The 22,692-nt window shown below is 65.6% G+C and carries 25 protein-coding genes and 1 tRNA gene; 8 read left to right on the top strand and 18 right to left on the bottom strand.

Annotated features, from left to right (window positions below):
* Positions 1 to 4 precede the first annotated feature (4 nt).
* A complete protein-coding gene (locus tag BSY239_RS02490; RefSeq protein WP_069045440.1) occupies positions 5 to 2,908 on the top strand; it encodes a valine--tRNA ligase in 2,904 nt (967 codons plus the stop codon).
* Between the two features lie 169 nt (positions 2,909 to 3,077).
* Here BSY239_RS02490 and BSY239_RS02485 read toward each other — a convergent pair whose 3' ends face one another.
* The 4 genes from BSY239_RS02485 to cysM form a co-directional block, all read right to left on the bottom strand.
* Complete coding sequence (locus BSY239_RS02485; protein ID WP_069045439.1) at positions 3,078 to 4,118, bottom strand: NAD(P)-dependent oxidoreductase; 1,041 nt, start codon at positions 4,116 to 4,118, stop codon at positions 3,078 to 3,080.
* A gap of 23 nt (positions 4,119 to 4,141) precedes the next feature.
* Entirely contained in the window at positions 4,142 to 4,369 is a 228-nt protein-coding gene (locus BSY239_RS02480; RefSeq protein WP_069045438.1) for a sulfurtransferase TusA family protein, read from the bottom strand.
* Positions 4,370 to 4,444: 75 nt separating this feature from the next.
* Positions 4,445 to 4,993 (bottom strand): NUDIX domain-containing protein, encoded by a 549-nt coding sequence (locus BSY239_RS02475; RefSeq protein WP_069048730.1) that lies wholly within the window; start codon positions 4,991 to 4,993, stop codon positions 4,445 to 4,447.
* Between the two features lie 8 nt (positions 4,994 to 5,001).
* Entirely contained in the window at positions 5,002 to 5,904 is a 903-nt protein-coding gene (gene cysM / locus BSY239_RS02470) for a cysteine synthase CysM (RefSeq protein ID WP_069045437.1), read from the bottom strand.
* A 39-nt stretch (positions 5,905 to 5,943) separates the two neighbouring features.
* On the opposite strand from cysM, the gene BSY239_RS02465 reads away from it, so the two are divergent.
* A tRNA-Leu gene (locus tag BSY239_RS02465) sits at positions 5,944 to 6,028 on the top strand.
* Positions 6,029 to 6,149: 121 nt separating this feature from the next.
* Positions 6,150 to 7,127: a calcium/sodium antiporter gene (locus BSY239_RS02460; protein WP_069045436.1), complete on the top strand. Its 978-nt coding sequence runs from the start codon at positions 6,150 to 6,152 to the stop codon at positions 7,125 to 7,127.
* A gap of 9 nt (positions 7,128 to 7,136) precedes the next feature.
* On the opposite strand, the gene BSY239_RS02455 is transcribed toward BSY239_RS02460, so the two are convergent.
* A complete protein-coding gene (locus BSY239_RS02455; protein WP_069045435.1) occupies positions 7,137 to 8,057 on the bottom strand; it encodes an SDR family oxidoreductase in 921 nt (306 codons plus the stop codon).
* An 84-nt stretch (positions 8,058 to 8,141) separates the two neighbouring features.
* On the opposite strand from BSY239_RS02455, the gene BSY239_RS02450 reads away from it, so the two are divergent.
* Together BSY239_RS02450 and BSY239_RS02445 are read left to right on the top strand one after the other, a co-directional pair.
* The gene (locus tag BSY239_RS02450; RefSeq protein ID WP_069045434.1) at positions 8,142 to 9,176 is read left to right on the top strand and encodes a CDP-6-deoxy-delta-3,4-glucoseen reductase; all 1,035 of its coding nucleotides are present in this window, start codon (positions 8,142 to 8,144) and stop codon (positions 9,174 to 9,176) included.
* Between the two features lie 29 nt (positions 9,177 to 9,205).
* The gene (locus BSY239_RS02445) at positions 9,206 to 10,183 is read left to right on the top strand and encodes a Bug family tripartite tricarboxylate transporter substrate binding protein (RefSeq protein WP_083239768.1); all 978 of its coding nucleotides are present in this window, start codon (positions 9,206 to 9,208) and stop codon (positions 10,181 to 10,183) included.
* Positions 10,184 to 10,246: 63 nt separating this feature from the next.
* Here the strand turns inward: BSY239_RS02445 and BSY239_RS02440 are convergent, their stop codons facing one another.
* The 5 genes from BSY239_RS02440 to BSY239_RS02420 form a co-directional block, all read right to left on the bottom strand.
* Positions 10,247 to 10,855: an SCO family protein gene (locus BSY239_RS02440; RefSeq protein ID WP_069045433.1), complete on the bottom strand. Its 609-nt coding sequence runs from the start codon at positions 10,853 to 10,855 to the stop codon at positions 10,247 to 10,249.
* A gap of 5 nt (positions 10,856 to 10,860) precedes the next feature.
* Positions 10,861 to 11,766 (bottom strand): heme o synthase, encoded by a 906-nt coding sequence (gene cyoE, locus BSY239_RS02435; RefSeq protein ID WP_069045432.1) that lies wholly within the window; start codon positions 11,764 to 11,766, stop codon positions 10,861 to 10,863.
* Positions 11,763 to 12,929, bottom strand: a complete 1,167-nt coding sequence (locus BSY239_RS02430) for a COX15/CtaA family protein (protein ID WP_069045431.1) — start codon at positions 12,927 to 12,929, stop codon at positions 11,763 to 11,765. The genes cyoE and BSY239_RS02430 overlap by 4 nt, the downstream gene beginning before the upstream one ends.
* Before the next feature lie 87 nt (positions 12,930 to 13,016).
* Positions 13,017 to 13,694: an SCO family protein gene (locus BSY239_RS02425; RefSeq protein WP_069045430.1), complete on the bottom strand. Its 678-nt coding sequence runs from the start codon at positions 13,692 to 13,694 to the stop codon at positions 13,017 to 13,019.
* The gene (locus BSY239_RS02420; protein ID WP_335583417.1) at positions 13,675 to 14,379 is read right to left on the bottom strand and encodes an SURF1 family protein; all 705 of its coding nucleotides are present in this window, start codon (positions 14,377 to 14,379) and stop codon (positions 13,675 to 13,677) included. Before BSY239_RS02420 ends, BSY239_RS02425 begins: the two co-directional genes overlap by 20 nt.
* A 108-nt stretch (positions 14,380 to 14,487) precedes the next feature.
* Between BSY239_RS02420 and BSY239_RS02415 the strand changes: the two genes are divergently transcribed.
* Positions 14,488 to 14,730, top strand: a complete 243-nt coding sequence (locus BSY239_RS02415) for a twin transmembrane helix small protein (protein WP_069045428.1) — start codon at positions 14,488 to 14,490, stop codon at positions 14,728 to 14,730.
* Between the two features lie 96 nt (positions 14,731 to 14,826).
* On the opposite strand, the gene BSY239_RS02410 is transcribed toward BSY239_RS02415, so the two are convergent.
* The 8 genes from BSY239_RS02410 to BSY239_RS02380 all read right to left on the bottom strand — a co-directional run bounded on the left by BSY239_RS02410 (position 14,827) and on the right by BSY239_RS02380 (position 21,252).
* Positions 14,827 to 15,708 (bottom strand): cytochrome c oxidase subunit 3, encoded by an 882-nt coding sequence (locus tag BSY239_RS02410; protein WP_069045427.1) that lies wholly within the window; start codon positions 15,706 to 15,708, stop codon positions 14,827 to 14,829.
* A gap of 60 nt (positions 15,709 to 15,768) precedes the next feature.
* The gene (locus tag BSY239_RS02405) at positions 15,769 to 15,975 is read right to left on the bottom strand and encodes a DUF2970 domain-containing protein (protein WP_069045426.1); all 207 of its coding nucleotides are present in this window, start codon (positions 15,973 to 15,975) and stop codon (positions 15,769 to 15,771) included.
* Entirely contained in the window at positions 15,972 to 16,580 is a 609-nt protein-coding gene (locus BSY239_RS02400; protein ID WP_083239767.1) for a cytochrome c oxidase assembly protein, read from the bottom strand. The genes BSY239_RS02405 and BSY239_RS02400 overlap by 4 nt, the downstream gene beginning before the upstream one ends.
* 32 nt (positions 16,581 to 16,612) lie before the next feature.
* Complete coding sequence (locus BSY239_RS22685) at positions 16,613 to 16,735, bottom strand: cytochrome oxidase small assembly protein (RefSeq protein ID WP_236944126.1); 123 nt, start codon at positions 16,733 to 16,735, stop codon at positions 16,613 to 16,615.
* A gap of 7 nt (positions 16,736 to 16,742) precedes the next feature.
* Positions 16,743 to 18,362: a cytochrome c oxidase subunit I gene (gene ctaD / locus BSY239_RS02395; protein ID WP_069045425.1), complete on the bottom strand. Its 1,620-nt coding sequence runs from the start codon at positions 18,360 to 18,362 to the stop codon at positions 16,743 to 16,745.
* Positions 18,363 to 18,404: 42 nt separating this feature from the next.
* On the bottom strand, positions 18,405 to 19,589 hold the full coding sequence (gene coxB, locus BSY239_RS02390; protein ID WP_172823060.1) for a cytochrome c oxidase subunit II: 1,185 nt from the start codon (positions 19,587 to 19,589) through the stop codon (positions 18,405 to 18,407).
* Between the two features lie 129 nt (positions 19,590 to 19,718).
* Positions 19,719 to 20,150, bottom strand: a complete 432-nt coding sequence (locus BSY239_RS02385) for a DUF2244 domain-containing protein (protein ID WP_069048726.1) — start codon at positions 20,148 to 20,150, stop codon at positions 19,719 to 19,721.
* A gap of 223 nt (positions 20,151 to 20,373) precedes the next feature.
* Positions 20,374 to 21,252 carry a biotin synthase gene (locus BSY239_RS02380; protein WP_236944125.1) on the bottom strand — a complete coding sequence of 293 codons (879 nt, stop codon included), beginning with the start codon at positions 21,250 to 21,252 and terminating at the stop codon, positions 20,374 to 20,376.
* Positions 21,253 to 21,343: 91 nt separating this feature from the next.
* Here BSY239_RS02380 and BSY239_RS02375 point away from each other — a divergent pair, with 91 nt between their 5' ends.
* The gene (locus tag BSY239_RS02375; RefSeq protein WP_069045423.1) at positions 21,344 to 22,069 is read left to right on the top strand and encodes a ComF family protein; all 726 of its coding nucleotides are present in this window, start codon (positions 21,344 to 21,346) and stop codon (positions 22,067 to 22,069) included.
* An 11-nt stretch (positions 22,070 to 22,080) separates the two neighbouring features.
* The gene (gene trmL, locus BSY239_RS02370) at positions 22,081 to 22,554 is read left to right on the top strand and encodes a tRNA (uridine(34)/cytosine(34)/5-carboxymethylaminomethyluridine(34)-2'-O)-methyltransferase TrmL (protein ID WP_069045422.1); all 474 of its coding nucleotides are present in this window, start codon (positions 22,081 to 22,083) and stop codon (positions 22,552 to 22,554) included.
* Positions 22,555 to 22,692 lie beyond the last annotated feature (138 nt).

Genomic DNA, 22,692 nt, shown 5'->3' with positions numbered 1-22,692 from the left:
CCCCATGACCGATACCCTGAACCAACCCGGCCTGCAATCCCTGGCCAAATCGTTCGAACCCGCTCCCCTCGAAGCCCGCTGGGGCCCCGAATGGGAACAGCGCGGCTACGGCGTGGCGGGCTTTCGCGGCACGGGCGAGCCCCAGGCGGATGCGCCGTCGTTCGCGATCCAGCTGCCACCGCCCAACGTGACCGGCACCCTGCACATGGGCCACGCGTTCAACCAGACCATCATGGACTCGCTCACGCGCTACCACCGCATGTCCGGCTCCAACACGGTCTGGGTGCCGGGCACCGACCACGCCGGTATCGCCACGCAGATCGTGGTGGAGCGCCAACTGCAAGCCCAGGGCATCAGCCGCCACGACATGGGCCCCACGCCCGCCGAAGCGCGCAAGAACTTCGTGGCCAAGGTCTGGGAGTGGAAGGAAGAAAGCGGCAACACCATCACCACGCAGATGCGCCGCATGGGCGACAGCGTGGACTGGAGCCGCGAGTACTTCACCATGGACCCGAAGCTCTCGACCGTGGTCACCGAAACCTTTGTACAGCTCTACGAACAGGGTCTGATCTACCGTGGCAAGCGCCTGGTGAACTGGGACCCGGTGCTGATGTCGGCCGTGTCCGACCTGGAGGTGGAGAGCGAAGAGGAAGACGGCTTCCTCTGGCACATCGCCTACCCGCTGAGCGACGGCTCGGGCTCGCTCACCGTGGCCACCACCCGGCCCGAGACCCTGCTGGGCGACGTGGCGGTGATGGTGCACCCCGAAGACGAGCGCTACACGCACCTGATCGGCAAGACCGTGAAGCTGCCGCTGTGCGACCGCGACATCCCGGTGATCGCCGACGACTACGTGGACCGCGCGTTCGGTACCGGCGTGGTCAAGGTCACGCCCGCGCACGACACCAACGACTACGCCGTGGGCCAGCGCCACAGCCTGCCCATCATCGGCGTGCTCACACTGCAAGCCACCATCAACGAGAACGCGCCTGCCAGGTACCAGGGCCTGGACCGCTTCGTGGCGCGCAAGGCCGTGGTGGCCGATCTGGAAGCCGCCGGCCTGCTGGTGGAGACCAAGAAGCACAAGCTCATGGTGCCGCGCTGCGCGCGCACCGGCCAGGTGATCGAACCCATGCTCACCGACCAGTGGTTCGTGGCCATGCAGTCCAAAGGCAACGAGAAGAACACCAGCGGCACGTCGATCGCCGACAAGGCCATTGGGGCGGTGCAGTCGGGCGAAGTGAAGTTCGTGCCCGAGAACTGGGTCAACACCTACAACCAGTGGATGAACAACATCCAGGACTGGTGCATCAGCCGCCAGCTCTGGTGGGGCCACCAGATCCCCGCCTGGTACGACGAAGCGGGCAACGTGATCGTGGCGCGCAACGAAGCCGAAGCACAGGCGAAAGCCCCGGGCCAGACGCTCGTGCGCGACCCCGACGTGCTCGACACCTGGTACTCGTCGGCCCTGGTGCCGTTCAGCACCATGGGCTGGCCGAACCAGAAGGAAGGCGCGACCGAGGACTACAACCTCTACCTGCCCAGCACCGTGCTTGTCACCGGTTACGACATCATCTTCTTCTGGGTGGCCAGGATGATCATGATGACGACGCACTTCACCGGCCGTGTGCCGTTCAAACACGTCTACATCCACGGACTGGTGCGCGACGCCCAGGGCCACAAGATGAGCAAGAGCGAAGGCAACGTGCTCGACCCGGTGGACCTGATCGACGGCATCTCGCTGGCGCCCTTGCTGGAGAAACGCACCACCGGCCTGCGCAAGCCCGAGACCGCGCCCAAGGTGCGCAAGCAGACCGAAAAGGAATTCCCCGACGGCATTCCAGCCTACGGCGCGGACGCGCTGCGCTTCACCTTCGCCGCGCTGGCCTCGCTGGGCCGCAGCATCAACTTCGACAGCAAACGCTGCGAGGGCTACCGCAACTTCTGCAACAAACTCTGGAACGCCACGCGCTTCACGCTCATGAACTGCGAAGGCCAGGATTGCGGCCTGGAAGACCACACCAAGGCCGAGTGCGCGGTGGGCCAGCCCTTCCACGGTTACCTCAGCTTCAGCCAGGCCGACCGCTGGATCAGCTCGCTGCTGCAGAAGACCGAGGCCGAGGTGGCCAAGGGCTTCGCCGAGTACCGGCTGGACAACGTGGCGAACACCATCTACGACTTCGTCTGGAACGAGTTCTGCGACTGGTACCTGGAGATCGCCAAGGTGCAGATCCAGACCGGCGATGCATCACAGCAGCGCGCCACGCGCCGCACGCTGATCCGCACACTGGAGGCCATCCTGCGCCTGGCGCACCCGGTGATCCCCTTCATCACCGAAGAGCTGTGGCAGAAGGTCGCACCCGTGGCCGGCCTGCCGGGTGAGTCGGTCAGCATCGCGCGTTACCCGCAAGCCCAGTTGAACAAGATCGACGAAGCGTCGATTGCCCACGTCACCAAGCTCAAGGCGCTGGTGGACGCCTGCCGCAACCTGCGCGGCGAGATGAACGTGTCGCCCGCCACGCGCCTGCCGCTGTATGTGCTGGGCGACACCGCGTACATGCAGGCCATGGGCCCGGTGCTGCAGGGCCTGGCCAAGTTGAACGAAGTGAAGGTGTTCACCGACGAAGCCGCGTGGGCCGCAGCCGCGCAAGCCGCTCCCGTGGCCGTGGTTGGTGAAGCCCGCCTGTGCCTGTTCATGGAAATCGACCTGGCCGCCGAGAAGCTGCGTCTGGGCAAGGAAGCCACGCGCCTCGAAGGCGAGATCACCAAGGCCACCGCCAAGCTGTCCAACGAAGCCTTCGTGGCCAAGGCGCCGCCTGCGGTGATCGATCAGGAAAGAAAACGCGTGGCCGACTTCACGGCGACGCTGGAGAAGATGCGCGAGCAGCTGGCGCGCCTCGGCGCCTGAGAACGTAAGAGGGGGGGGAGAAATCCCGCCAACCCTCTACCCGGGGAGAGATGCCTTCACCAAGAATGCCGCGGGACTGGCTTTGCCAGACCGCAGGCATTGCCCCCCTTTCAAGGGGGGTCGCGCGCAGCGCGGCGGGGGGGGTGTTCCTGTCCTGCGCGGCGGGGGGTTACCCGCGATGCAAAGCGATCGAGCCCCACTGCGACGGCGTGACCGCCTGCGGGTCTTCGGGCTCGTGGTATTCGAGGCTGTCGAGCACGGTGAAGTCGCTCGCGCTGCCATCGTGCCCCACCGCGTGGGGCGACAGGGTTTCATGGATTCGGTGCGCCACGTACCAGCTTGCGCGCAGCTTGGCTTCGCGCGTGTGTGAACCCAGCCGCGGCGTGAGGTGCAGGTTGGGAATGCCGTGCAGGGGCGTGCCCTCGGCGGCAAACTGCGGGTTGGCACCGTCCATCAAACAGGCGTCGATGCGCCCGTCGCACAGCGCCAACGCCAGCGCGTCGGGATCGAACAAGGTGCTGCGGCTCACCCCCACCCACAACTGGCCGGGTTTGCAGTGGTTGAGCAGGCGCTCGTTGATCCAACCGCGAAAACGCGAGGCGTAAACCATTTGCAGCGAGATCGCGTCCGAGCGCGAGAGCATGTCCTGCAGCGTCACGGGCTCCACGCCCAGCTTGTTCCAGATGGCTGCGGCGTGGTGCACCGCCGGGTCGTAACCCAGCAGCCGCACACCCAGGCTCTTGAGCATGGGCGCAAGCGTGTGCGCCACCGGCGCCAGGCCCAGCAGACCCACGGTGCTGCCCGAGAGCTCACGGCCCATGCGCACCTGCGCGATCTTGCGGCCCAGCAGCGCGCTGATCATCCCGCGGCGGTAGAGCATCAGCAGGCCGTACAGGAGGTACTCGGCGTTCGAGCGCACCGTGGCACTGCGCGCCTGCAATACGCGCACATGGCGCCGGGCGCAGGCGTCCAGATCGGTGTTGTCGCTGGAGATCTGCATGCGCGCCACGATCTCGAGCTTGGGCGAAAAATTGAGAAACTCCTCCGAGACCACCACGTGGGGCGGCAGCACGATGGCGCGTGTCTTGTAGGTGGCCTTGCGCAACTCGACCGGGTCGTCCCCGAGCTCCGGGCGGTAGGTGACCTCATGCCGCTCCTGCAACCAGGACAGGGCCTCGGGCACGAGCGGATCAACGAGAAGGACTTCCATGATCGAACGCCCTGGAGCCGGCTTCAGCGGCGTTTGAGCAGCGTGATGTGGTCGTCGCCCACCGTCTGCTGTTCGACCAGCAGGTTCCCGGTTTGTTTGGCGAAGGCCTGGAAGTCGCGCACCGAACCCGCGTCGGTGGAAATCACTTTGAGGGTCTGGCCGCTGTGCATGTCGGCCAGCGCTTTTTTGGCTTTCAGGATGGGCAGCGGGCAGTTCAAACCGCGGGCATCGAGTTCTTTGTCGGCGTGCATGGGACTTTCCTTGGAATCAGCGCATTCTAAGCCGCACACCCTGGCCCCCGTACCGTGACGCAATGCGCGGTTGCTTCAGGAAACGGGGTCTGCAGGCCGCTGAACGTCTTCCATGAACACGGGCTCCAAGCCTTGGCTGCGCAACCAGTCGGCCAGCGCAAAGCCAGTGCCGGCGCGCCAGCAGCGGATGTGGGCAGGATCCATGAGCTTGTATTCGACCAGCTCGGGCGAGAGCTTCACCTCGCCGTGCGCGACCGCGTGGTAGGTCACGATCACCTGATTCATGCGCTGGAAATCATGGACCCCCACCAACGTGAGTTCCGTCACGTCCAGCGAGGTTTCTTCGGCTATTTCGCGACGGATGCCCTCTTCGGGCGACTCCCCCGCTTCCATGAAGCCGGTGATGAGGCCGAACATGCGGCCCGACCAGGCCGCGTTGCGCGCCAGCAGGACGCGACCGTCCACCTCCACGATGGCGGCCAGCACCGGCGTGGGGTTGTTCCAGTGGGTGAAGCCGCAGGCCGCGCAGCGCAGGCGCTGTTTGTCGCCGCCGTCCTCGGCCTGCGTGATGAGCGCCAGCGCCGTGGCGCACTGGGGGCAGTAGCGGAACGCGCTGGGGGCCATGGCGTGCGTCACGCGGGGAACACGCCGGTGGAGAGGTAACGGTCACCCCGATCGCAAACGATGAACACGACGGTGGCGTTTTCCACCCGGGCCGCGATCTGCTGCGCCACCCAGCAGGCGCCGGCCGCCGAGATGCCCGCAAAAATGCCTTCTTCACGCGCCAACTGCCGGCACATGGCCTCGGCATCGGACTGGCTCACGTAGACCAGTTCGTCGACCGTGCTCGGGTCGTAAATCTTGGGCAGGTATTCGGTGGGCCACTTGCGGATGCCGGGAATGCGCGAGCCTTCGCTGGGCTGGGCGCCGATGATGCGGATGGCCGGGTCTTTTTCCTTCAGAAAGCGCGAAACGCCGGTGATGGTGCCGGTGGTGCCCATGGCGCTCACAAAGTGCGTGATGCGACCCGCCGTCTGCTGCCAGATTTCGGGCCCGGTGGTCTCGTAATGCACGCGCGGGTTGTCGGCGTTGGCAAACTGGTCGAGCACGCGGCCCTTGCCTTCGGCCTGCATCTTGTCGGCCAGATCGCGGGCCGACTCCATGCCGCCGCTCTTGGAGGTGAGGATGAGCTCGGCACCAAACGCCTTCATGGTCTGCGCGCGTTCAATCGAGAGGTCCTCCGGCATGATCAGCACCATGCGGTAGCCCTTGATGGCCGCGGCCATGGCCAGTGCGATGCCGGTGTTCCCCGACGTGGCTTCGATGAGGGTGTCGCCGGGCTTGATCTCCCCACGCTCTTCCGCGCGCCGGATCATCGAAACGGCGGGCCGGTCTTTCACGGAACCGGCCGGGTTGTTGCCTTCAAGCTTGCCGAGCACCACATTGCCTCGTTGCGCGTTGCCCGCGGCACCGATGCGCTGCAGTGCCACCAGCGGGGTGTTGCCAATCGCGTCTTCAATGGTGGGGTAGTTCATCGATTGCACTGTGCCATAATTTGCAACCCCTTTCAGGACGCCCGGGTGGTGAAATTGGTAGACGCAGGGGACTCAAAATCCCCCGCCGCAAGGCGTGCCGGTTCGATTCCGGCCCCGGGCACCACATGTAAAGCCGCACAGCATTCGCTGTGCGGCTTTTTTGTGGCCGCTCGCTCCCTGGCGGATCGGCTGCACATGGACAATGCGGGCACGCTTGTTTGACCCCCCTCGGAGTGACACCCGCCATGCTGATGCCCATCCTCGCTGTTCTCGCCGGCCTGATCCTGCTGGTCTGGAGTGCCGACCGTTTTGTGGCAGGCGCGTCCACCACCGCAGGCCACTTCAGCGTGCCGCCGCTGCTGGTGGGCATGGTGATCGTGGGCTTCGGCACCTCGGCCCCCGAGATGGTGGTCTCCACGCTGGCGGCTTCACAAGGCAACCCGGGCCTGGCGCTGGGCAACGCCTGGGGCTCGAACATCGTCAACATCGCGCTCATCCTGGGCGTGACGGCGCTGGTCGCTCCCATCCTGGTGCAGTCGATGATCCTGCGCAAGGAACTGCCCATCCTGACCGCCGTGACGCTGCTGGCCGGTTACCTGGTGTGGGACGGCGGGCTCAGCCGGGCCGACGCCTGGGTGCTGCTGGGTGTGTTCGCGGTGCTGGTGGGGTGGTCGATCTTTGAGGGCATGCGCGGGGGCAGCGACGCGCTGGCCACCGAAACCGCCGCCGAACTGCAAGCCCACGCCATGCCGCTGTCGCGTTCGCTGATGTGGGTGGGCGTGGGCCTGGTGGTGCTGGTGGGCAGTTCCCAGTTGCTGGTGTGGGGCGCGGTGCAGATTGCGCAGTCGCTGGGTGTGAGCGACCTGGTCATCGGCCTGACCGTGGTGGCGGTGGGCACCTCGCTGCCGGAACTGGCTTCGTGTGTGGCTGCCGCTCGCAAGGGTGAGCACGACATCGCCCTGGGCAACGTGTTGGGCTCCAACCTGTTCAACTCGTTGGCGGTGGTGGGCATTGCGGGCGTCATTGCGCCCATGAAGGTGGATGCCGAGGTGTTGACACGCGACTACCCCGTGATGCTGGGCTTGACGGTCGTGCTCTTCTTGATGGGGTGGGGTTTTCGCAAGCGGCAGGGCCGCATCAACCGGCTGGAGGCCCTGGCGCTGCTGGCGGCGTACGCCGGCTACACAGGTTACCTGCTCACCACCATGGCGCCCGCAGCCTGACGCAACTGCTCAGCCCTTCAGGCCCTCGGCCACGGTGGGATAGCGCAGTCGCAGACCCAGCTCATGCTGCATGCGGCGGTTGTGCAAGCGGCGCGATTCGCTCATGAAACTCAGCAGCATCAAGGGCAGTTGATCACCAGCCGCGTCGCGCGCCACGCGCGGTGGGCGCGGCAAGCCGTACAGGTCGGCCGCGAGGTCGAAATAATCGCCCATCTTCAGCTCGCTGTCGTCCACCACGTTCACGTTGCGCTGCGGCCGTCCGCGCCACAAGGCCAGCACGCAAGCGCGCGCGAGATCGTCGGCGTGGATGTGGTTGGTGTACACGTCGTCCTGGGTACGCAAGACCGGCGTGCCACGCAACAGGCGTTCGCGCGGCGTGCCACCGTCGCGGTCGGGCGCGTAGATGCCGGGGATGCGCAGCACGGTGGTGCGCACACCGGTGGCGCGACCCAGCCAGTGCACGGCGGCTTCGGCGTCCACCCGCCGCCAGGCGCGCGGCGTGAGCGGCCGTGCCGGCGTGGCCTCGTCCACCCAGCGGCCCTGGCAGTCGCCGTACACGCCCGAGGTGGAGCCGTAGACCAGCGCAGAGGGCAACGAGCGCTGGACCAGCGCGCGGGTGAGCGCGCGCGTGCGTGGGTCGAGACGCCAGTCGGCCAGTTCACCTGATGGCGGTGGTGCGAGGTGCAGCACACGCGTGGCCAGGCCGGCCAGGCGGCGCAGGCTGTGGGGGTCGTCGAGGTTGCCCAACAAGGGCGTGATGCCCTGTGCACGCAGGGCGGGCTGGCGCGAGGGGCTGGACGTGAGCGCCATCAGGCGCACGCGCGACGATCCCCCCAGCACACCCGCAGCGCGCTGGCCCACATCCCCACAACCAATGATCAACACCCGTTCACGCCGGAAGCGTGCGGGCAAAGCGCCAAGCAGGCTCATGCAAGTTCCGAATTTGAGACAATGACCGGTTGCCGCACAGGCGCCATCGGTGCTGTCGGGCCTCTCCACTCATCCAGTGCCAGTATGACATTCACCATCACCGTCGAGCCCAGTGGGCGCCTCTTCACCGCCGAGCCCGACGAGGCCATGCTGGCCGCCGGCATCCGGCAAGGCATTGGTCTGCCGTACGGCTGCAAGGACGGGGCTTGCGGCTCCTGCAAATGCAAGCTGATCTCCGGCACGGTGGTGCACGGCCCGCACCAGCCCAAGGCCCTGAGCGCCGACGAGGAGGCGGCTGGTTATGTGTTGACGTGCTGCGGCGTGGCGCACAGCGACGTGGTGATCGAATCGCGCCAGGTCACCGAGGCGGGGGCTTTCCCGATCAAGAAGATGCCGGTGCGCGTGAGCGCCCTGGAGCGCGCCTCGCACGATGTGATGGTGCTGCGCCTGCAGCTGCCCGCGAGCGACACCTTCCAGTACCACGCGGGCCAGTACGTGGAATTTCTGCTGCGCGACGGCGACCGTCGCAGCTATTCGATGGCCAACGCGCCCCACACACAAACCGCTGCGCCTTCGCTCGAACTGCATGTGCGCCACATGCCGGGTGGCAAGTTCACCGACCACGTGTTCGGCCCCATGAAAGAGAAAGACATCCTGCGCATCGAAGGGCCGTACGGCAGCTTTTTCCTGCGCGAAGACAGCGACAAGCCCATGGTGCTGCTGGCCTCGGGCACGGGCTTCGCACCCATCAAGGCGGTCATCGAGCACATGCAGTTCAAGGGCATCACGCGCGAAGCCACGCTGTACTGGGGTGGCCGGCGTCCGGCCGACCTGTACCAGAGCGCCTGGATCGAAGCGCGGTTGGCCGAAATGCCGAACCTGCGTTATGTGCCGGTGGTGTCCAATGCCCTGCCCGACGACGAATGGACCGGCCGCACCGGCTTGGTGCACGAAGCGGTTTTGCAGGACCTGCCCGACCTCTCGGGTCATGAGGTCTATGCCTGCGGCGCGCCCATCGTGATCGAGTCGGCCAAGCGCGACTACGTGGGCAAAGCCGGTTTGCCGGAAGAAGCTTTCTTCGCCGATTCCTTCACCAGCGCTGCGGACAAAGTGGCCTGAGCTTTCTCAACAACGACAGGAGACCTCTCATGCTGAACCGCCGCCATCTGATCACCCACGCAGCGCTGGCCTCGGCCACCCTGGCCCTGCCTGGCTTTGCGCTGGCGCAGACGCCCACCACGCGCATCATCGTGCCCTTCGCAGCGGGTGGCCCGATCGATGTGACAGCGCGCGTGCTGGCCGAAGCGGTCAAGGGATCGCTGGGCACGGTGATCGTGGACAACCGGGCCGGCGCGGGCGGCAATATCGGTGTGAGCGCAGCGGCCAAGGCGGCGCCCGATGGCCTCACGCTGGGCATTGCCACCACGGCGTCGCACGGCATCAACCCCTGGCTGTTCAGCAAACTGCCCTACGACCCGGCGAAGGACTTCGCGCCCATCACCCAGATGCTGCGTGTGCCCAACGTGCTGGTGATGAACGCCGAAGCCGCCACGCGCCTGAACATCAACAGCCTGGCCGACCTCATCGCCTACGGCAAGGCCAACCCGGGCAAGCTCAACTACGGCTCGGGCGGCAACGGCAGCGCGGGCCACTTGGCGGGTGAGCTGTTCAAGAACCAGGCCGGCATCTTTGCGGTGCACATTCCCTACAACGGCGGCAACCCGGCCCAGATCGGCCTGCTCTCGGGGCAGGTCGACTTCAACTTTGACAACCTCGCCACCGCCGCACCCAACATCCGTTCGGGCCGCCTCAAGGCCCTGGCCGTGACCACCCTGCAGCGCAGCAACGTGCTGCCCGACGTGCCCACCGTGGCGGCCACCCTGCCCGGCTTCGAGATCGACACCTGGTGGGGCCTGGTGGCGCCGGCCGGCACGCCAGCCGAGACGGTGCGCAAGCTCAACACCGCCTTCACCGACGCCCTCAAGTCGCCCGAGGTGAAGACCCGCTTTGGTCTGCTGCTGGCCGAGCCCGCTCCCAACTCACCCGAGCAGTTCGGCGAGTTCATGAACCGCGAACGCGTCAAGTACGAACGCCTGGTCAAGCTCAGCGGCGCCAAGGTCGACTGAGCGCAACGGGCTCCAACAAAAACAGCGCCCTTGGGCGCTGTTTTTGTTGGAGCGAACGGACTGTCAACCGGCCAAGAGCTTCTTCAGATCGGCAGCCAGGGCAGGCGCGCCGCTGCCGTAACGGTGGTACAGCCGGATGCGGCCTTGCGGGTCGTACACGTAGCTGCCGGCCGAGTGGTCCATCGTGTAGCTGGTGGGGGTGGGGCCATCGACTTTCTTGTAGTACATCTTGTAGCTCTTGGCGAGCGCAGCCAGCTGATCGGGCGCGGCGTACAGCGCAAGAAAGCTGGGGTCAAAACTGGCCATGTACTGCTTCATGATCTCCGGCGTGTCGCGCTCGGGGTCGATGCTCACGAACAGGCCCTGCACCCGCTCACCATCGGCACCCAACAAGCGCCTGGCCTCGGCCAGTTCGGTCATGGTGGTCGGGCACACGTCGGGGCACTGCGTGAAGCCGAAGAACAGCACCACGGCCTTGCCCTTGAAGTCGGCCAGCGTGCGCGCCTGGCCGTTGTGGTCGGTCAACGAAAAGCCGGTGGCGTAGTCAGCGCCGGTGATGTCGATGCCGGAGAAACTGGCGGCCTGTTCGCTGCAACCGGCGATGAACAGGCCGGTGGCGCCGAGCGTGGCGCCCAAGAGATGACGGCGGGTGAGTGCGGTGCGGGAAGACATAGTGGTCACAGGTAGTGGTCGATCAACAGCGCGGCGAACAGCAGTGACAGGTGGATCAACGAGAAGCGGAAGGTCTTGCGCGCGAGCGCGTCGGAGTAGTTGCGCCACAGGGCCCACGCATAGCCGCAGAAGCCGATGCTCAGGGCGATGGCGCTGGCCAGGTAGAACCATCCGCTCATGCGCATCATGAAAGGCATGAGGCAGGCTGCGAACAGCACGAAGGTGTAGAGCAGGATCTGCAGGCGCGTGAACTCGGACCCGTGCGTGACCGGCAGCATGGGCAGGCCCGACTTGCGGTAGTCCTCCACACGGTAGAGCGCCAGCGCCCAGAAGTGCGGCGGGGTCCAGAGGAAGATGATGAGGAACAGGATCAGCGCTTCGGGCGAGACCACGCCGGTCATGGCGGCCCAGCCCAGCACCGGGGGCATGGCGCCCGACGCACCGCCGATCACGATGTTCTGCGGGGTGAGTGGCTTGAGGATCACGGTGTAGACCACCGCGTAGCCCACGAAGGTGGCGAAGGTCAGCCACATGGTCAGCGGGTTGACCGCGAAGTACAGCACCGCCGAACCGGCACCACAGAGCACGGCCGAAAACGACAGCGTCTTGCCGTTGGTGAGCTGCCCTTTGGCGGTGGGGCGCCAGGCGGTGCGTTTCATCTTGGCGTCGATGTGTTGCTCGACCACGCAGTTGAAGGCGGCGGCGGCACCGGCCACGAGCCAGATGCCGAAACACGCGATGGCCGCGAGCTGCACCTGCGCCCAGGTGGGCACTCCGGGCACCGCCAGCACCATGCCGATCAGCGCACAGAACACGATGAGCTGGATCACACGCGGCTTGGTCAGCGCGTGGTACTGGCGCCAGACCGAGGGCAAGGCCACGGCCACAGAAGGAGAGGATGCGGCGCTCATGGGATCGATCGGAACATGTTCAGGGCGCCAGCGCCAGGGACTTCGGCGCGGCGGGTTGCGGCACTGCGCGTGCCGCTGAGTGCGCCAGTGAAGACGATCACCAGCGCGGCGGCACCGGCCGTGTGGCCCACGGCGGCCAACAACGGCCAGTCGAGGACCACATTGGTCAGGCCGCTGACAAACTGCCAGAGGGCCAGCAGCAGCAAGGCACGCGCGGTGCGGCCCATGCCGGGCACACGCCACAGGCGCCAGCCCAGCCACACCATGGCGCCCAGCACCACAAAGGCCATGAGGCGGTGCACATAGTGGATGGCGGTGAGGGCCGGGAACGCAATGGCTTCGCCTGCACTGTTCAAGCCGAGGTGGCGCCACAAGGTGAAGCCCTCGCGAAAGTCCATGCTCGGCCACCAGCTGCCCTGGCAGGTGGGAAATTCGCTGCAGGCCAGCACGGCGTAGTTGGTGCTGACCCAGCCACCCAGCGCGATTTGCAGCCACAGCAACACAGTGACCGCCACCAGCGCGGTGCGCAGGCGCGCCGGCAACGGCAACGGCCCACGGTCACCGGGCCTGGCCAGCTGGTAGGCCACCGACTGGGCGCGCAGCAGCGCCAGGAGCCCCAGTCCACCCAGCAGGTGCAGGGTGACGATGGCCGGGAACAATTTCATGGTGACGGTGAGCGCGCCGAACGCGCCCTGCACGCAGACCCACACCAGCGTGACCAGCGGCCACACACACGACACCGACAGGCGCTTGCGCTCCAGCCAGCTCACCAGCGCGAGCACGAGGATCAACACGCCCACCGCGGTGGCGAGGTACCGGTGGATCATTTCGATCCAGGCCTTGGAGAAGGTCACCGGGCCGGTGGGCATGGCTTCCTGCGCAGCGGCAATGGCGGCACTCGCACCCACAGGGCTCACGCTGCCGTAACAGCCCGGCCAGTCGGGGCAACCCAGACCCGAATCGGTCAGGCGCGTGAAGGCGCCAAAGAGCACCAGATCGAAGGTGAGGAACAAGGTGACCAGCGTGAGCACCCGCAGGCGCTGCGCGGGCGGTGCATGGCGGTTGCGCACCCAAACCCAGGCCAGCGGGCCGAGCGCGATCACCACACCCAGCAACATGATGCGGGCAATGGGGGCGAGGTCGTAGAGGGGTTGGGTGTCCATGTCAGGTCCTCCGCCGAGCCGCCTCAAGGCGGGCCTGCGCCCCCTCGGGGGGCAGCGACGACACGAAGTGCGGAGCGTGGGGGTTCATCATGGCATCCGGCCGGCTTTGTCCCAGAAGGCGGAGGCTCGCAGCAGGCGATCCAGGTCTCCCTTGGCCTTTTTGGGATCGATGTTGGCGGGGAAACGCATCATCCAGTTGCCCAGCGGATCGACCACGTAGAGGTGGTCTTCGATCTTCTGGCCGGCCGCAGGTCGCAGCCACGCGGCCAGCGCCTGCGTTTCGATCTGCAACACCTGGGCGGCAGACGTTGCCTGCTTCAAGGGTTCGGTCAGGGGCGTGTCGCCGGTGCGCAGCCAGACCCAGTCCAGCCGATCCTTTTCACGACCCAGTGTTTCCCGCAACTGGCGCTGCAGCAGCAAGTGTTCCTGGCAAGCCTCGACGCAGGCGCTGTCGGCCACGCTGATCAGCAGCCACTGGTCCTTGAGCGTCGCCAGTGGCACCGTCTGGCCCTGGGCATTGACGGCGGTGATGGCAGGCAGCGGACGCTGCGGGTCGATCAACTCGCCGTAGTTGCGCCGGCCCTCGGGGCGGATCACGTAGTAAGTGAGGTAAGAGGCCACCACCGGCGCCACACACACCAGCGCAAGGCCCAACAGCTTCCAACGTCCGGAACGGGCATTCACCACGGCGCCGGCGCCCGCCTGGTCGAGCGGAGGCAGGCTGTGCACGGTGAGGGTCAGGGGTTCATCGGGCGTCTGTGCCATGGGAAATGCGCTTTCGGCGGGGGGAGATGATTTGAAACCAGAGATAGAGCAGGCCTGCCAGCGCGCACAAGCCAAACCACTGGAAGGCATAACCGTGGTGCTTGTCGACCCCGACCGCCGCGCGCGGCCACTCACGCAAAAGTCCTTCGGGGGAGGCGCCGGTCTGTTGCACGGACACGGCCAGCAAGATCAGACCCGTCTCCTGGGCAAAAGAGCCAAGGTCGATATTTTGCCGGATCGCACCCGTCCCCGCCTCGCCCAGCTCGTATAGCTTGCCCGGTGGCGGGGCCAAGCGCCCCTCCACCAGCACCTCGCCCGAGGGCGTGTCGATGGTGGGCACGCGGCTGCGGTCGGTGAAATCGCGCGGCACCCATCCGCGCTGCACCAGCACCGTTTGTGGACTGCCCGTGAGTCTGAGCGGCGTGACCAGAATGAAACCGTTGCGGGCGCTCATCTGCCGGTTGTCCAGAAACACGGAGGCGTCGCTCACCCACTGACCCCGCAGCTGCACCGGCCGGTGCACGCCTTGCATCGGGTCGGCGGCCCCCAGGAGATCCGCTATTTGCCACGCAGGGAGCTTCGCGCGCTGGTCGATCTGCGCTTGCAAGGCGATCTTCTGGCCGGCGCGGTCGAGTTGCCAGAAACCCAGCGATGCGGTGACCGCCATGGTGAACACGGTGGCCACAGTGACCACAGCGAAGCGGGCCCGGGCCGACATCATGACCCTGCTCCCGGCTTTGGAGCGAAACCCATCGCGACACCGGGCAGACCGGCTCCCCCGATAATTCGAGCCATGAAATACCTGGTCATCGCGGCATTCATTGCCATCCTCGGAAGCCTGGGAGCGGCATTGGTGTTCATGATGCGCGGCGGCCAGTCCGACGACAGCGGCGCCGAAGGCAGCCCGCCCCGCAGGAACCACATGGCCAGGGCGCTGGCGTTTCGTGTCGGCTTTTCCATTCTGCTGTTCGTGGTCGTGCTCATCAGCTACCTGATGGGCTGGATCCAGCCCACCGGCCTGCCACTGCAACGCTGATCAACCCACCACCCGTTTCTGCTGCAGCAACAAAAAAGCGCCCGATGGCGCTTTTTTGTTGAGCCACCCGGGGTTGCCGAGCAACCCGGAGAACGCTCACAGCCAATAGACCAGGATGTAGAGACCCAGCCACACCACGTCCACGAAGTGCCAGTACCAGGCCGCGCCTTCGAAGCCGAAGTGGCGGTCTTTGGTGAAGTGCCCCTTCTGCAGGCGCAGGGTGATGAACAGCAGCATCAGCATGCCCACGAACACGTGGAAGCCGTGGAAACCGGTCAGCATGAAGAAGGTGGAGCCGAAGATGCCGGAGCTGAGCTTGAGGTTCAGATCGGTGTAGGCGTGGTAGTACTCATAGCCCTGCACGATCAAGAACACGATGCCCAGCAGCACCGTCATCCACATGAAGGCGATGGTCTTGCCGCGGTTGCCCACCTGCAGCGCGTGGTGCGCGATGGTGAGCGTGACACCCGAAGTCAGCAGCAGCGCAGTGTTGATCGTGGGCAGCCAGAACGGGCCCATGGTCTGGAAGGGCTCGACAATGCCACCGGGCGACGCCGTGGCGCCAGCCTGAACGCTGGGCCACACGGCCGAGAAGTCGGGCCAGATCAGTGAGTTCTCGAAGCCACCCAAAGCCGGCACCGAGTGCACACGCGCCCACCAGAGAGCGGTGAAGAACGCACCGAAGAACATGACTTCCGAGAAGATGAACCAGCTCATGCTCCAGCGGAACGACAGGTCGATCTTGCGACCGTACATGCCGCTCTCACTCTCGCGCACCGATTCGCTGAACCACTGGAACAGCACGAACAGCCAGAAGGCCATGCCGAACGCGAGCGAGTACGCGCCCCAACCCGCACCGTTGATCCACTGGCCTGCGCCGAGGATGACGAAGAACAGACCGATCGACGCCATCACCGGGTGCCGCGAGGGGCCGGGAACGTAGTAGTAAGGCGTTGTGCCGTGGGATGCTGCTGACATGCTCACTCCAGTGTTGTCGCTTGTTTGAATGATGAAAAACGTTCGAGGTGAACGGCGGCTTCAGCCCGCCACCCAGTTCACCAACAGGATCAGGGCCAGCACGAACAGAAACGCCATGCCGATGCCCACCGCCACCAGGTGCAGCGGGTTGAGTTTGGCAATGTCGTTCTGGTAGTCGGCGTTGCGGCGCACACCCAGAAAACCCCAGAGCACGGCCTTGACCGTGCCGACAAAAGAACCTTTGCGCTTGTGCAGCGGTTCGTTCATACGGCACCCGCAGGCTTCACCGCAGTCGCGGGTTCAAAGGCCACATCGGCCGGAGCCGCAGGCACCTTGCCACCCACTTCAAAGAAGGTGTAGGACAAGGTGATCGTGGTCACGTCCCTGGGCAGGCGCGGGTCGATCACAAAGGCCACCGGCCATTCCTTTTTCTCACCCGCCTGCAGGGTGTACTGCGTGAAGCAGAAACACTCGAGCTTGTTGAAGTGGGCCATGGCCTGCTTGGGCGCATAGCTGGGAATGGCCTGGGCGGCCATCGTGCGGTTCTGGATGTTCTGGAACTCGTACATCACCGTGGTCAGCTCGCCCGGGTGCACCTGCAGCGACCGCACGGCCGGCTTGAAGTGCCAGGGCCCGCGGCTGTTCACGTCGAACTCCACCGTGATGGTGCGGCTGGTGTCGACCTGGGTGTTGGCCGCCGCCTTGGACGTGGCGCCCGGGATCTGCCGGTCGGACAGCGACAGGATGTTGATGCCGGTCGCTTCGCAGATCGCGTTGTAGATGGGCACCAGCGCATAGCCGAAGGCAAACATGCCCAGCGTGATCACGCCGAGCTTGCCCACCATCTTGAAGTTTTCGCGGCGCTTTCCCACGGTCTGGTTCCAGTGTTCGGTGGTGTCGGGCGTCAGCCGCCCAGAAACACCATCTTGCCGACAAAACCCATGAAGAACACCAGCGCGATCGAGCCCAGGATCAGGCCCAGGCGCTGGTTGTGCTTCTTCTGTTCGGGCGTCAAGTTGCGGGCCATGGTCGGATCAGCCGATCACCTTGGTGGCGGTGGCGTCGAGCTTGGGTGGGTTCTCGAAGGTGTGGAACGGTGCGGGCGATGGCACTTCCCACTCCAGACCTTCGGCGCCTTCCCAAGGCTTCTGCGAGGCTTTTTCACCCTTGCCGGCCATGGCGGGCAGGATCACGGCCACGAAGAAATACACCTGTGCGATGCCGAAACCGAAGGCGCCCACCGAAGCGATGGCGTTGAAGTCGGCGAACTGCATCGGATAGTCGGCATAGCGGCGGGGCATGCCGGCCAGACCCAGGAAGTGCATCGGGAAGAAGGTGATGTTGAAGGAGATCATCGACCACCAGAAATGGATCTTGCCGCGCGTCTCGCTGTACATCACGCCGGTCCACTTGGGCAGCCAGTAGTAGATGCCGGCGAACATGGCGAACAACGAACCGGCCACCAGCACGTAGTGGAAGTGGGCCACCACGTAGTAGGTGTCCTGCATCTGGATGTCGATCGGCGCGACCGACAGGATCAGACCGGTGAAGCCACCGATGGTGAACACGAAGATGAAGCCCACGGCCCACAGCATCGGGGTCTCGAAGGTCATCGAGCCCTTCCACATGGTCGCGATCCAGTTGAAGATCTTCACGCCCGTGGGCACGGCGATCAACATCGTGGAGTACATGAAGAACAGCTGACCCGTGACCGGCATGCCGGTGGTGAACATGTGGTGCGCCCACACGACGAAGGACAGGATGGCAATGGAGCCGGTGGCGTACACCATGGAAGCGTAGCCAAACAGCTTCTTGCGCGAGAACGCCGGCACGACCTGGCTCACGATGCCGAAAGCAGGCAGGATCATGATGTAGACCTCGGGGTGGCCGAAGAACCAGAAGATGTGCTGGTACATCACCGGGTCACCGCCGCCGGCGGGGTTGAAGAAGCTGGTGCCGAAGTGGCGGTCGGTCAGCGTCATGGTGATGGCACCGGCGAGCACGGGCATCACGGCGATCAGCAGGTAGGCGGTGATGAGCCAGGTCCAGCAGAACATGGGCATCTTCATCAGCGTCATGCCGGGCGCGCGCATGTTCAGGATGGTGACGATGATGTTGATCGAACCCATGATCGACGACGCACCCAGGATGTGCATGGCAAAGATACCGGCGTCCATCGAGGGGCCCATCTGCAGGGTCAACGGCGCGTACAGCGTCCAGCCGGCCGCCGGAGCACCACCGGGCATGAAGAACGAACCCACCAGCATCAGCGCGGCGGGAATCATCAGCCAGAAGCTGAAGTTGTTCATGCGGGCGAAGGCCATGTCGGACGCGCCGATCTGCAGCGGGATCATCCAGTTCGCGAAGCCCACGAAGGCCGGCATGATGGCGCCGAACACCATGATCAGACCGTGCATGGTGGTGAGTTGGTTGAACAGCCCGGGGTTCACCAGCTGCAGGCCGGGCTGGAACAGCTCGGCGCGGATCAGCAGGGCCAGCACGCCGCCCACCATGAGCATGGTGAAGGCGAACAGCAGGTACAACGTGCCGATGTCTTTGTGGTTGGTCGCGTAGACCCAGCGGCGCCAGCCCGTGGGGGCGTGGTGATCGTGGTCGTGGCCGTGGGCGTCGTGGTGGTCGAGAACAGCACTCATGGTCGGTTTCCTTGGAAGCTCAATGTTTGTTCGTCAACGCGATCACTGGCGGGCGGCTTGCACGTCGGCCGGCTGCACGATCTGCTGGGTCTGGTTCGACCAGGTGTTCTTGGCGTAGGTCATGACCGCGGCCAGCTCGGTGTCGCTGAGCTGTTTCCAAGCAGGCATGGCGCCGTTGTTCTGGCCATTGAGCAGCACGTTGATGATCTTGCCCTTGTCGGCATCGACCACCAAGGCCGAGCCATCCAGTGGCTTGATCGGACCGGCGCCTTTGCCGCTGGCCTGGTGGCAGGCGGCGCAGTTGGCGGCGTACACGGACTCGCCGCGCTTGACCAGATCGGCCAGCACCCAGACCTTGGAGGGATCGTCTGCGGCAGCGGCCATGGCCTTCTGCTTTTCACCGACCCACGCGCTGTATTCCTCGGCCGTCACCACCTTCACGTGGATGGGCATGTAAGCGTGCTCCTTGCCGCACAGCTCGGCGCACTGGCCATAGAAGTCGCCGGTCTTCTCGGCGCGGAACCACGTGTCGCGCACGAAGCCGGGGATCGCGTCCTGCTTGACGCCGAAGGCCGGCACCATCCACGCGTGGATCACGTCGTTGGCGGTGGTGATGATGCGCACCTTCTTGCCCACGGGCACCACCAGCGGGTTGTCGACCTTGAGCAGGTAGTTGTCGGTGGCTTCGGGCTTGCCGCTGTTGGACATCACACGGTGGTTGTTGTCCAGGGTGGAAAGGAATCCGATGCCCTCGCCTTCGCCCTTGATGTAGTCGTAACCCCACTTCCACTGCATGCCCGTGGCCTTGATGGTCAGGTCGCTGTTGGTGGTGTCTTTCTGGGCGACCAGCACCTTGGTGGCGGGCAGCGCCATGCCGATGACGATCAGCAGGGGAACAATGGTCCAGCCCAGTTCAACCCAGATGGGCTCGGCCAGCACTTGCGACTTGTGGCCAACCGACTTGCGGTGCTTCAGGATGGAATAGAACATCACGCCGAAGACAATCAGGAAGATGACGGCGCACAGGGCCATCATGAACCAGTGCAGCCAGTGCTGCTCTTCGGCGATGCGGGTGACCGGGGGCGCAAAGTTGAGCTGGTTGACGGCAGGGCCACCCGGCAGATCGTTCACCTTTTGGGCCGCGACCGTGGTCCAGGCGCCGAGACCGAGCGTCAGCGTGGTGGCGGCAGCGCAGAGCCTGGCCCAGGGGTTCCGTGGGGAATGCACCGTTTTCTTCGTCGTACTCACTTTTTGCGCCTCAAATATAAGTATTGATTTATATCAATGCAGATTAGAACAAATTTCCAGGGCGCCACCCAGCCACCCCACAACGATCCATCCCGTCCCGAACATCCGTCAGGCCCCACGCAGGGCCAGGCGAATTTCCCGGGCCAGCAGCGGCCGCTGGTCGGAGCGCAGAAACCGCCCCACCCGAACCGATCGACCACCGCCTCGAACCTCGATCAACTGACCGGCATCGGGCCGGGGTTCCACACGAACCCACTCGCGGGCGAACTCACAACGCGACGAGCGCCCTGCTGTTTCCCACTCCACCACCAACCGACCTTCCAGCAACCTGATGCGTTCGTTGTCGGTGGCGTGCCGCGCGTACACCAGGAACGCCACGCCCACCGCCACCAACTCCAACACCGCAAAGGGCAACACCAAAGTCGCACCTTGCGACCAGAAAAACCCCGCCACACCCATCGAAAGGATGCACATCGAAGCGTAGAGGTAGCCCAATTGAGCCGGGGTGACCGAACAGTTGCGTTTCAACGACCACTCCATGCCCTGTTCGGACACGGTCGCAAATCGGAAAGCGCTGTTTGCCTGGTTCACCACCCACCACCGGTACTGGTCGCGACCGTCTTGAAAGACGGTGCGTTGGCAAAGGGAAGATGCCCTTGAAAATTTGGCCAGCGCAGATTGTAGCGGCGCGAAACCAGGACTCCCCTGACAAAGGCGCCACTCCCGAGTGGGACATGGTGGCTTGCCGCCGGGCGCAGGCCTCTCAGCGACGGCCGGCGCGCAGCATCGCGCGCATGTCGTCCACCGCGAGCGTCGTGCTGGAGGCCAGTGGAACCCGGGGAACCGGCTTGAAAGCGTGGCCGTAAATGATCTCGAAAGTCAGCACCAGCCGGCCGTCGTCCGAGCGGGGAAATGCCGACTCGATGGCGGCGCACAGCCTGTCGTGCCAGGCGCGCGACCGGCAGGCGCTGAAGCGCTGATCGCTGAGGTTGCGGCCCAGGCCGCGCAGCTCGGCCAGCAGGGACGCCGCACTGCTGTACGACAAGGTGATGCGCTCCATGTCCATCACCGGTTCGGCGAAGCCAGCGTGCACCAGCATGTCGCCCCAGTCGTGCATGTCGGTGAAGGCGTGGGCCGGCAGCGGCCAGCCTTGCGCGGCGTGGAGAGCGCGCAACTCCTTCAGGCTGTCGGGCCCCAGGCAGGAAAACATGAGGAAACCGTCGGTTTCGATCTGCTGGTGCCAGCGGGCCAGCAAGGTCTGCGGCCGGGGCTCCATGTGCAGTGCCATGTTGGCCCACAGCATGCGTACGCGGGTCTCGGCCGTGGCGGCTGCCGGGCCCGTCGTGCGGCCCCATTGCAACGGGTTCCATGAGCGGGCGGTGGTTTCACGTGTGGCTTCAAGCGCCTCGGGCAGGCGCCGGGCCGTCACGTGGCACGCCGCATCGGGCAACATGCCGCGCAGCTTGCGGTGTACCTCCAGCCCGCCTTGCACCGGCTCCCAGTGCAGCCAGCTGGTCGGTTGTTCGCGGAACCACGGCAGGCGATCGGCCATGCGCGAGCCCACCTCCTCGTGCAGCCAGGGGCTGGTCGAGGTCGCGTGCTGCAGCCAGCGCTGCGCGGCCACGGGGTCCAGTCCGGGCACGGGATTCTCGGGAGCGGTGGGCGTGTTCAAGCTGCAAGGCGGACCAAGGGCCCATGGGGTATCGGCGGGAGCGGGCCAGTATATTGGCCCGATGCCCGCCGCCCGATACGCCTTGCTGGAGTCCCTGCCGGCCACCTGCCAGGTCTGCGCTGCGTGGCCCGCGCAACCGGTGTGCGAGGCCTGCGTCCAGCGTTTCGCGGCGCCGCGGTTCCGCTGCCGGGCCTGTGCCGCCGTGCTGCCGGGCGACCTGGACCTGTGCGGTACTTGCCAGACCTTGCCCGAGGCGCCGCCGCTGGCGCAGTGCCTCGCGGCGGTGGACTACGACTACCCCTGGGACCACCTGATCGCGCGCTTCAAGTTTCGTTCGGAGCCGGGTTGGGCCAAGCCGTTTGCGCAGCGGATGTTGCAGGTGCCGGGCGCCCTGCCCTTGCTGCAAAGCTGCGAACTGGTGGTGCCCGTGCCGCTGACCGCGCAGCGGTTGGGCGAGCGCGGCTACAACCAGGCATGGGAACTCATCAAGGGCCTGCGCCGCCTGGCCCCGTGCGCGACAGGCTGCGGGATGGCCACCGCCCTGGTGCGCCTGGGCGAAACGCCCGACCAGCACAGCCTGGGCCGCGAGGCGCGGCTGCGCAACCTGCGCGGCGTGTTCGCCGCCCACCCGCTGCACGCCCATGGGCTCGTGGGCCGGCACGTGCTGCTGGTGGACGACGTGACCACCACCGGCGCCACGCTGCACACCGCTGCGCAGGCCTTGCGGCAGGCGGGGGCCGCTCGGGTCAGCGCACTGGTGTTCGCGCGCACCGCGCCGAGCCGCTAAGCTCGGCGCCCATGTTCAACATCGTTCTCGTCAGTCCCGAAATTCCGCCCAACACCGGCAACGTGATCCGCCTGAGCGCCAACACGGGCTGCGCGCTGCACCTGATCGAGCCGCTGGGGTTTTCCATGGACGACAAACACATGAAGCGCGCCGGGCTCGACTACCACGAGTACTCCCCGCTGCGCCGGCACGCCGACTGGGCCACCTTCCTGCAGGCCGAACAGCCCGATCCCGCCCGCCTGTTCGCCTTCACCAAGCGCGGCAGCCACAGCGCGTTCTCCACCGCCTTTCTGCCCGGCGACTGGCTGGTGTTCGGGTCCGAAACCAGCGGCCTGCCGGAAGCGCTGCGCGAGTCCATCCCCACCGCTCAGCGCCTGCGCCTGCCCATGCTGGCGGGCCAGCGCAGCTTGAATCTGTCCAATTCGGTGGCGGTGACGGTGTTCGAAGCCTGGCGTCAGCAGGCCTTCGCCGGGGCGGTTTCGTGACGCAGATCACGCGCCGCGCCCCCCAGCTGTGTCAACTTGTTCGACACAAGCCCGATAATTTCCCATGCACACCCGCATCCCGACCCTCGCCGTGACGGCCCAGACCAGCACCCTGGCAGCGCCGTTCGCCTGGAGCAC

Source organism: Hydrogenophaga sp. RAC07, from assembly GCF_001713375.1.
GTDB lineage: Bacteria > Pseudomonadota > Gammaproteobacteria > Burkholderiales > Burkholderiaceae_C > Hydrogenophaga.
This window is presented reverse-complemented; position numbering and strand designations above follow the sequence as displayed.

Excerpts from the sequence above, each read along its gene's own strand:
- BSY239_RS02490 (WP_069045440.1), top strand. The coding sequence starts at position 5 with ATGACCGATACCCTGAACCAACCCGGCCTGCAATCCCTGGCCAAATCG.
- BSY239_RS02485 (WP_069045439.1), bottom strand. The coding sequence starts at position 4,118 with ATGGAAGTCCTTCTCGTTGATCCGCTCGTGCCCGAGGCCCTGTCCTGG.
- BSY239_RS02480 (WP_069045438.1), bottom strand. The coding sequence starts at position 4,369 with ATGCACGCCGACAAAGAACTCGATGCCCGCGGTTTGAACTGCCCGCTG.
- BSY239_RS02475 (WP_069048730.1), bottom strand. The coding sequence starts at position 4,993 with ATGGCCCCCAGCGCGTTCCGCTACTGCCCCCAGTGCGCCACGGCGCTG.
- cysM (WP_069045437.1), bottom strand. The coding sequence starts at position 5,904 with ATGAACTACCCCACCATTGAAGACGCGATTGGCAACACCCCGCTGGTG.
- BSY239_RS02460 (WP_069045436.1), top strand. The coding sequence starts at position 6,150 with ATGCTGATGCCCATCCTCGCTGTTCTCGCCGGCCTGATCCTGCTGGTC.
- BSY239_RS02455 (WP_069045435.1), bottom strand. The coding sequence starts at position 8,057 with ATGAGCCTGCTTGGCGCTTTGCCCGCACGCTTCCGGCGTGAACGGGTG.
- BSY239_RS02450 (WP_069045434.1), top strand. The coding sequence starts at position 8,142 with ATGACATTCACCATCACCGTCGAGCCCAGTGGGCGCCTCTTCACCGCC.
- BSY239_RS02445 (WP_083239768.1), top strand. The coding sequence starts at position 9,206 with ATGCTGAACCGCCGCCATCTGATCACCCACGCAGCGCTGGCCTCGGCC.
- BSY239_RS02440 (WP_069045433.1), bottom strand. The coding sequence starts at position 10,855 with ATGTCTTCCCGCACCGCACTCACCCGCCGTCATCTCTTGGGCGCCACG.
- cyoE (WP_069045432.1), bottom strand. The coding sequence starts at position 11,766 with ATGAGCGCCGCATCCTCTCCTTCTGTGGCCGTGGCCTTGCCCTCGGTC.
- BSY239_RS02430 (WP_069045431.1), bottom strand. The coding sequence starts at position 12,929 with ATGGACACCCAACCCCTCTACGACCTCGCCCCCATTGCCCGCATCATG.
- BSY239_RS02425 (WP_069045430.1), bottom strand. The coding sequence starts at position 13,694 with ATGGCACAGACGCCCGATGAACCCCTGACCCTCACCGTGCACAGCCTG.
- BSY239_RS02415 (WP_069045428.1), top strand. The coding sequence starts at position 14,488 with ATGAAATACCTGGTCATCGCGGCATTCATTGCCATCCTCGGAAGCCTG.
- BSY239_RS02410 (WP_069045427.1), bottom strand. The coding sequence starts at position 15,708 with ATGTCAGCAGCATCCCACGGCACAACGCCTTACTACTACGTTCCCGGC.
- BSY239_RS02405 (WP_069045426.1), bottom strand. The coding sequence starts at position 15,975 with ATGAACGAACCGCTGCACAAGCGCAAAGGTTCTTTTGTCGGCACGGTC.
- BSY239_RS22685 (WP_236944126.1), bottom strand. The coding sequence starts at position 16,735 with ATGGCCCGCAACTTGACGCCCGAACAGAAGAAGCACAACCAGCGCCTG.
- ctaD (WP_069045425.1), bottom strand. The coding sequence starts at position 18,362 with ATGAGTGCTGTTCTCGACCACCACGACGCCCACGGCCACGACCACGAT.
- BSY239_RS02385 (WP_069048726.1), bottom strand. The coding sequence starts at position 20,150 with ATGGAGTGGTCGTTGAAACGCAACTGTTCGGTCACCCCGGCTCAATTG.
- BSY239_RS02375 (WP_069045423.1), top strand. The coding sequence starts at position 21,344 with ATGCCCGCCGCCCGATACGCCTTGCTGGAGTCCCTGCCGGCCACCTGC.
- trmL (WP_069045422.1), top strand. The coding sequence starts at position 22,081 with ATGTTCAACATCGTTCTCGTCAGTCCCGAAATTCCGCCCAACACCGGC.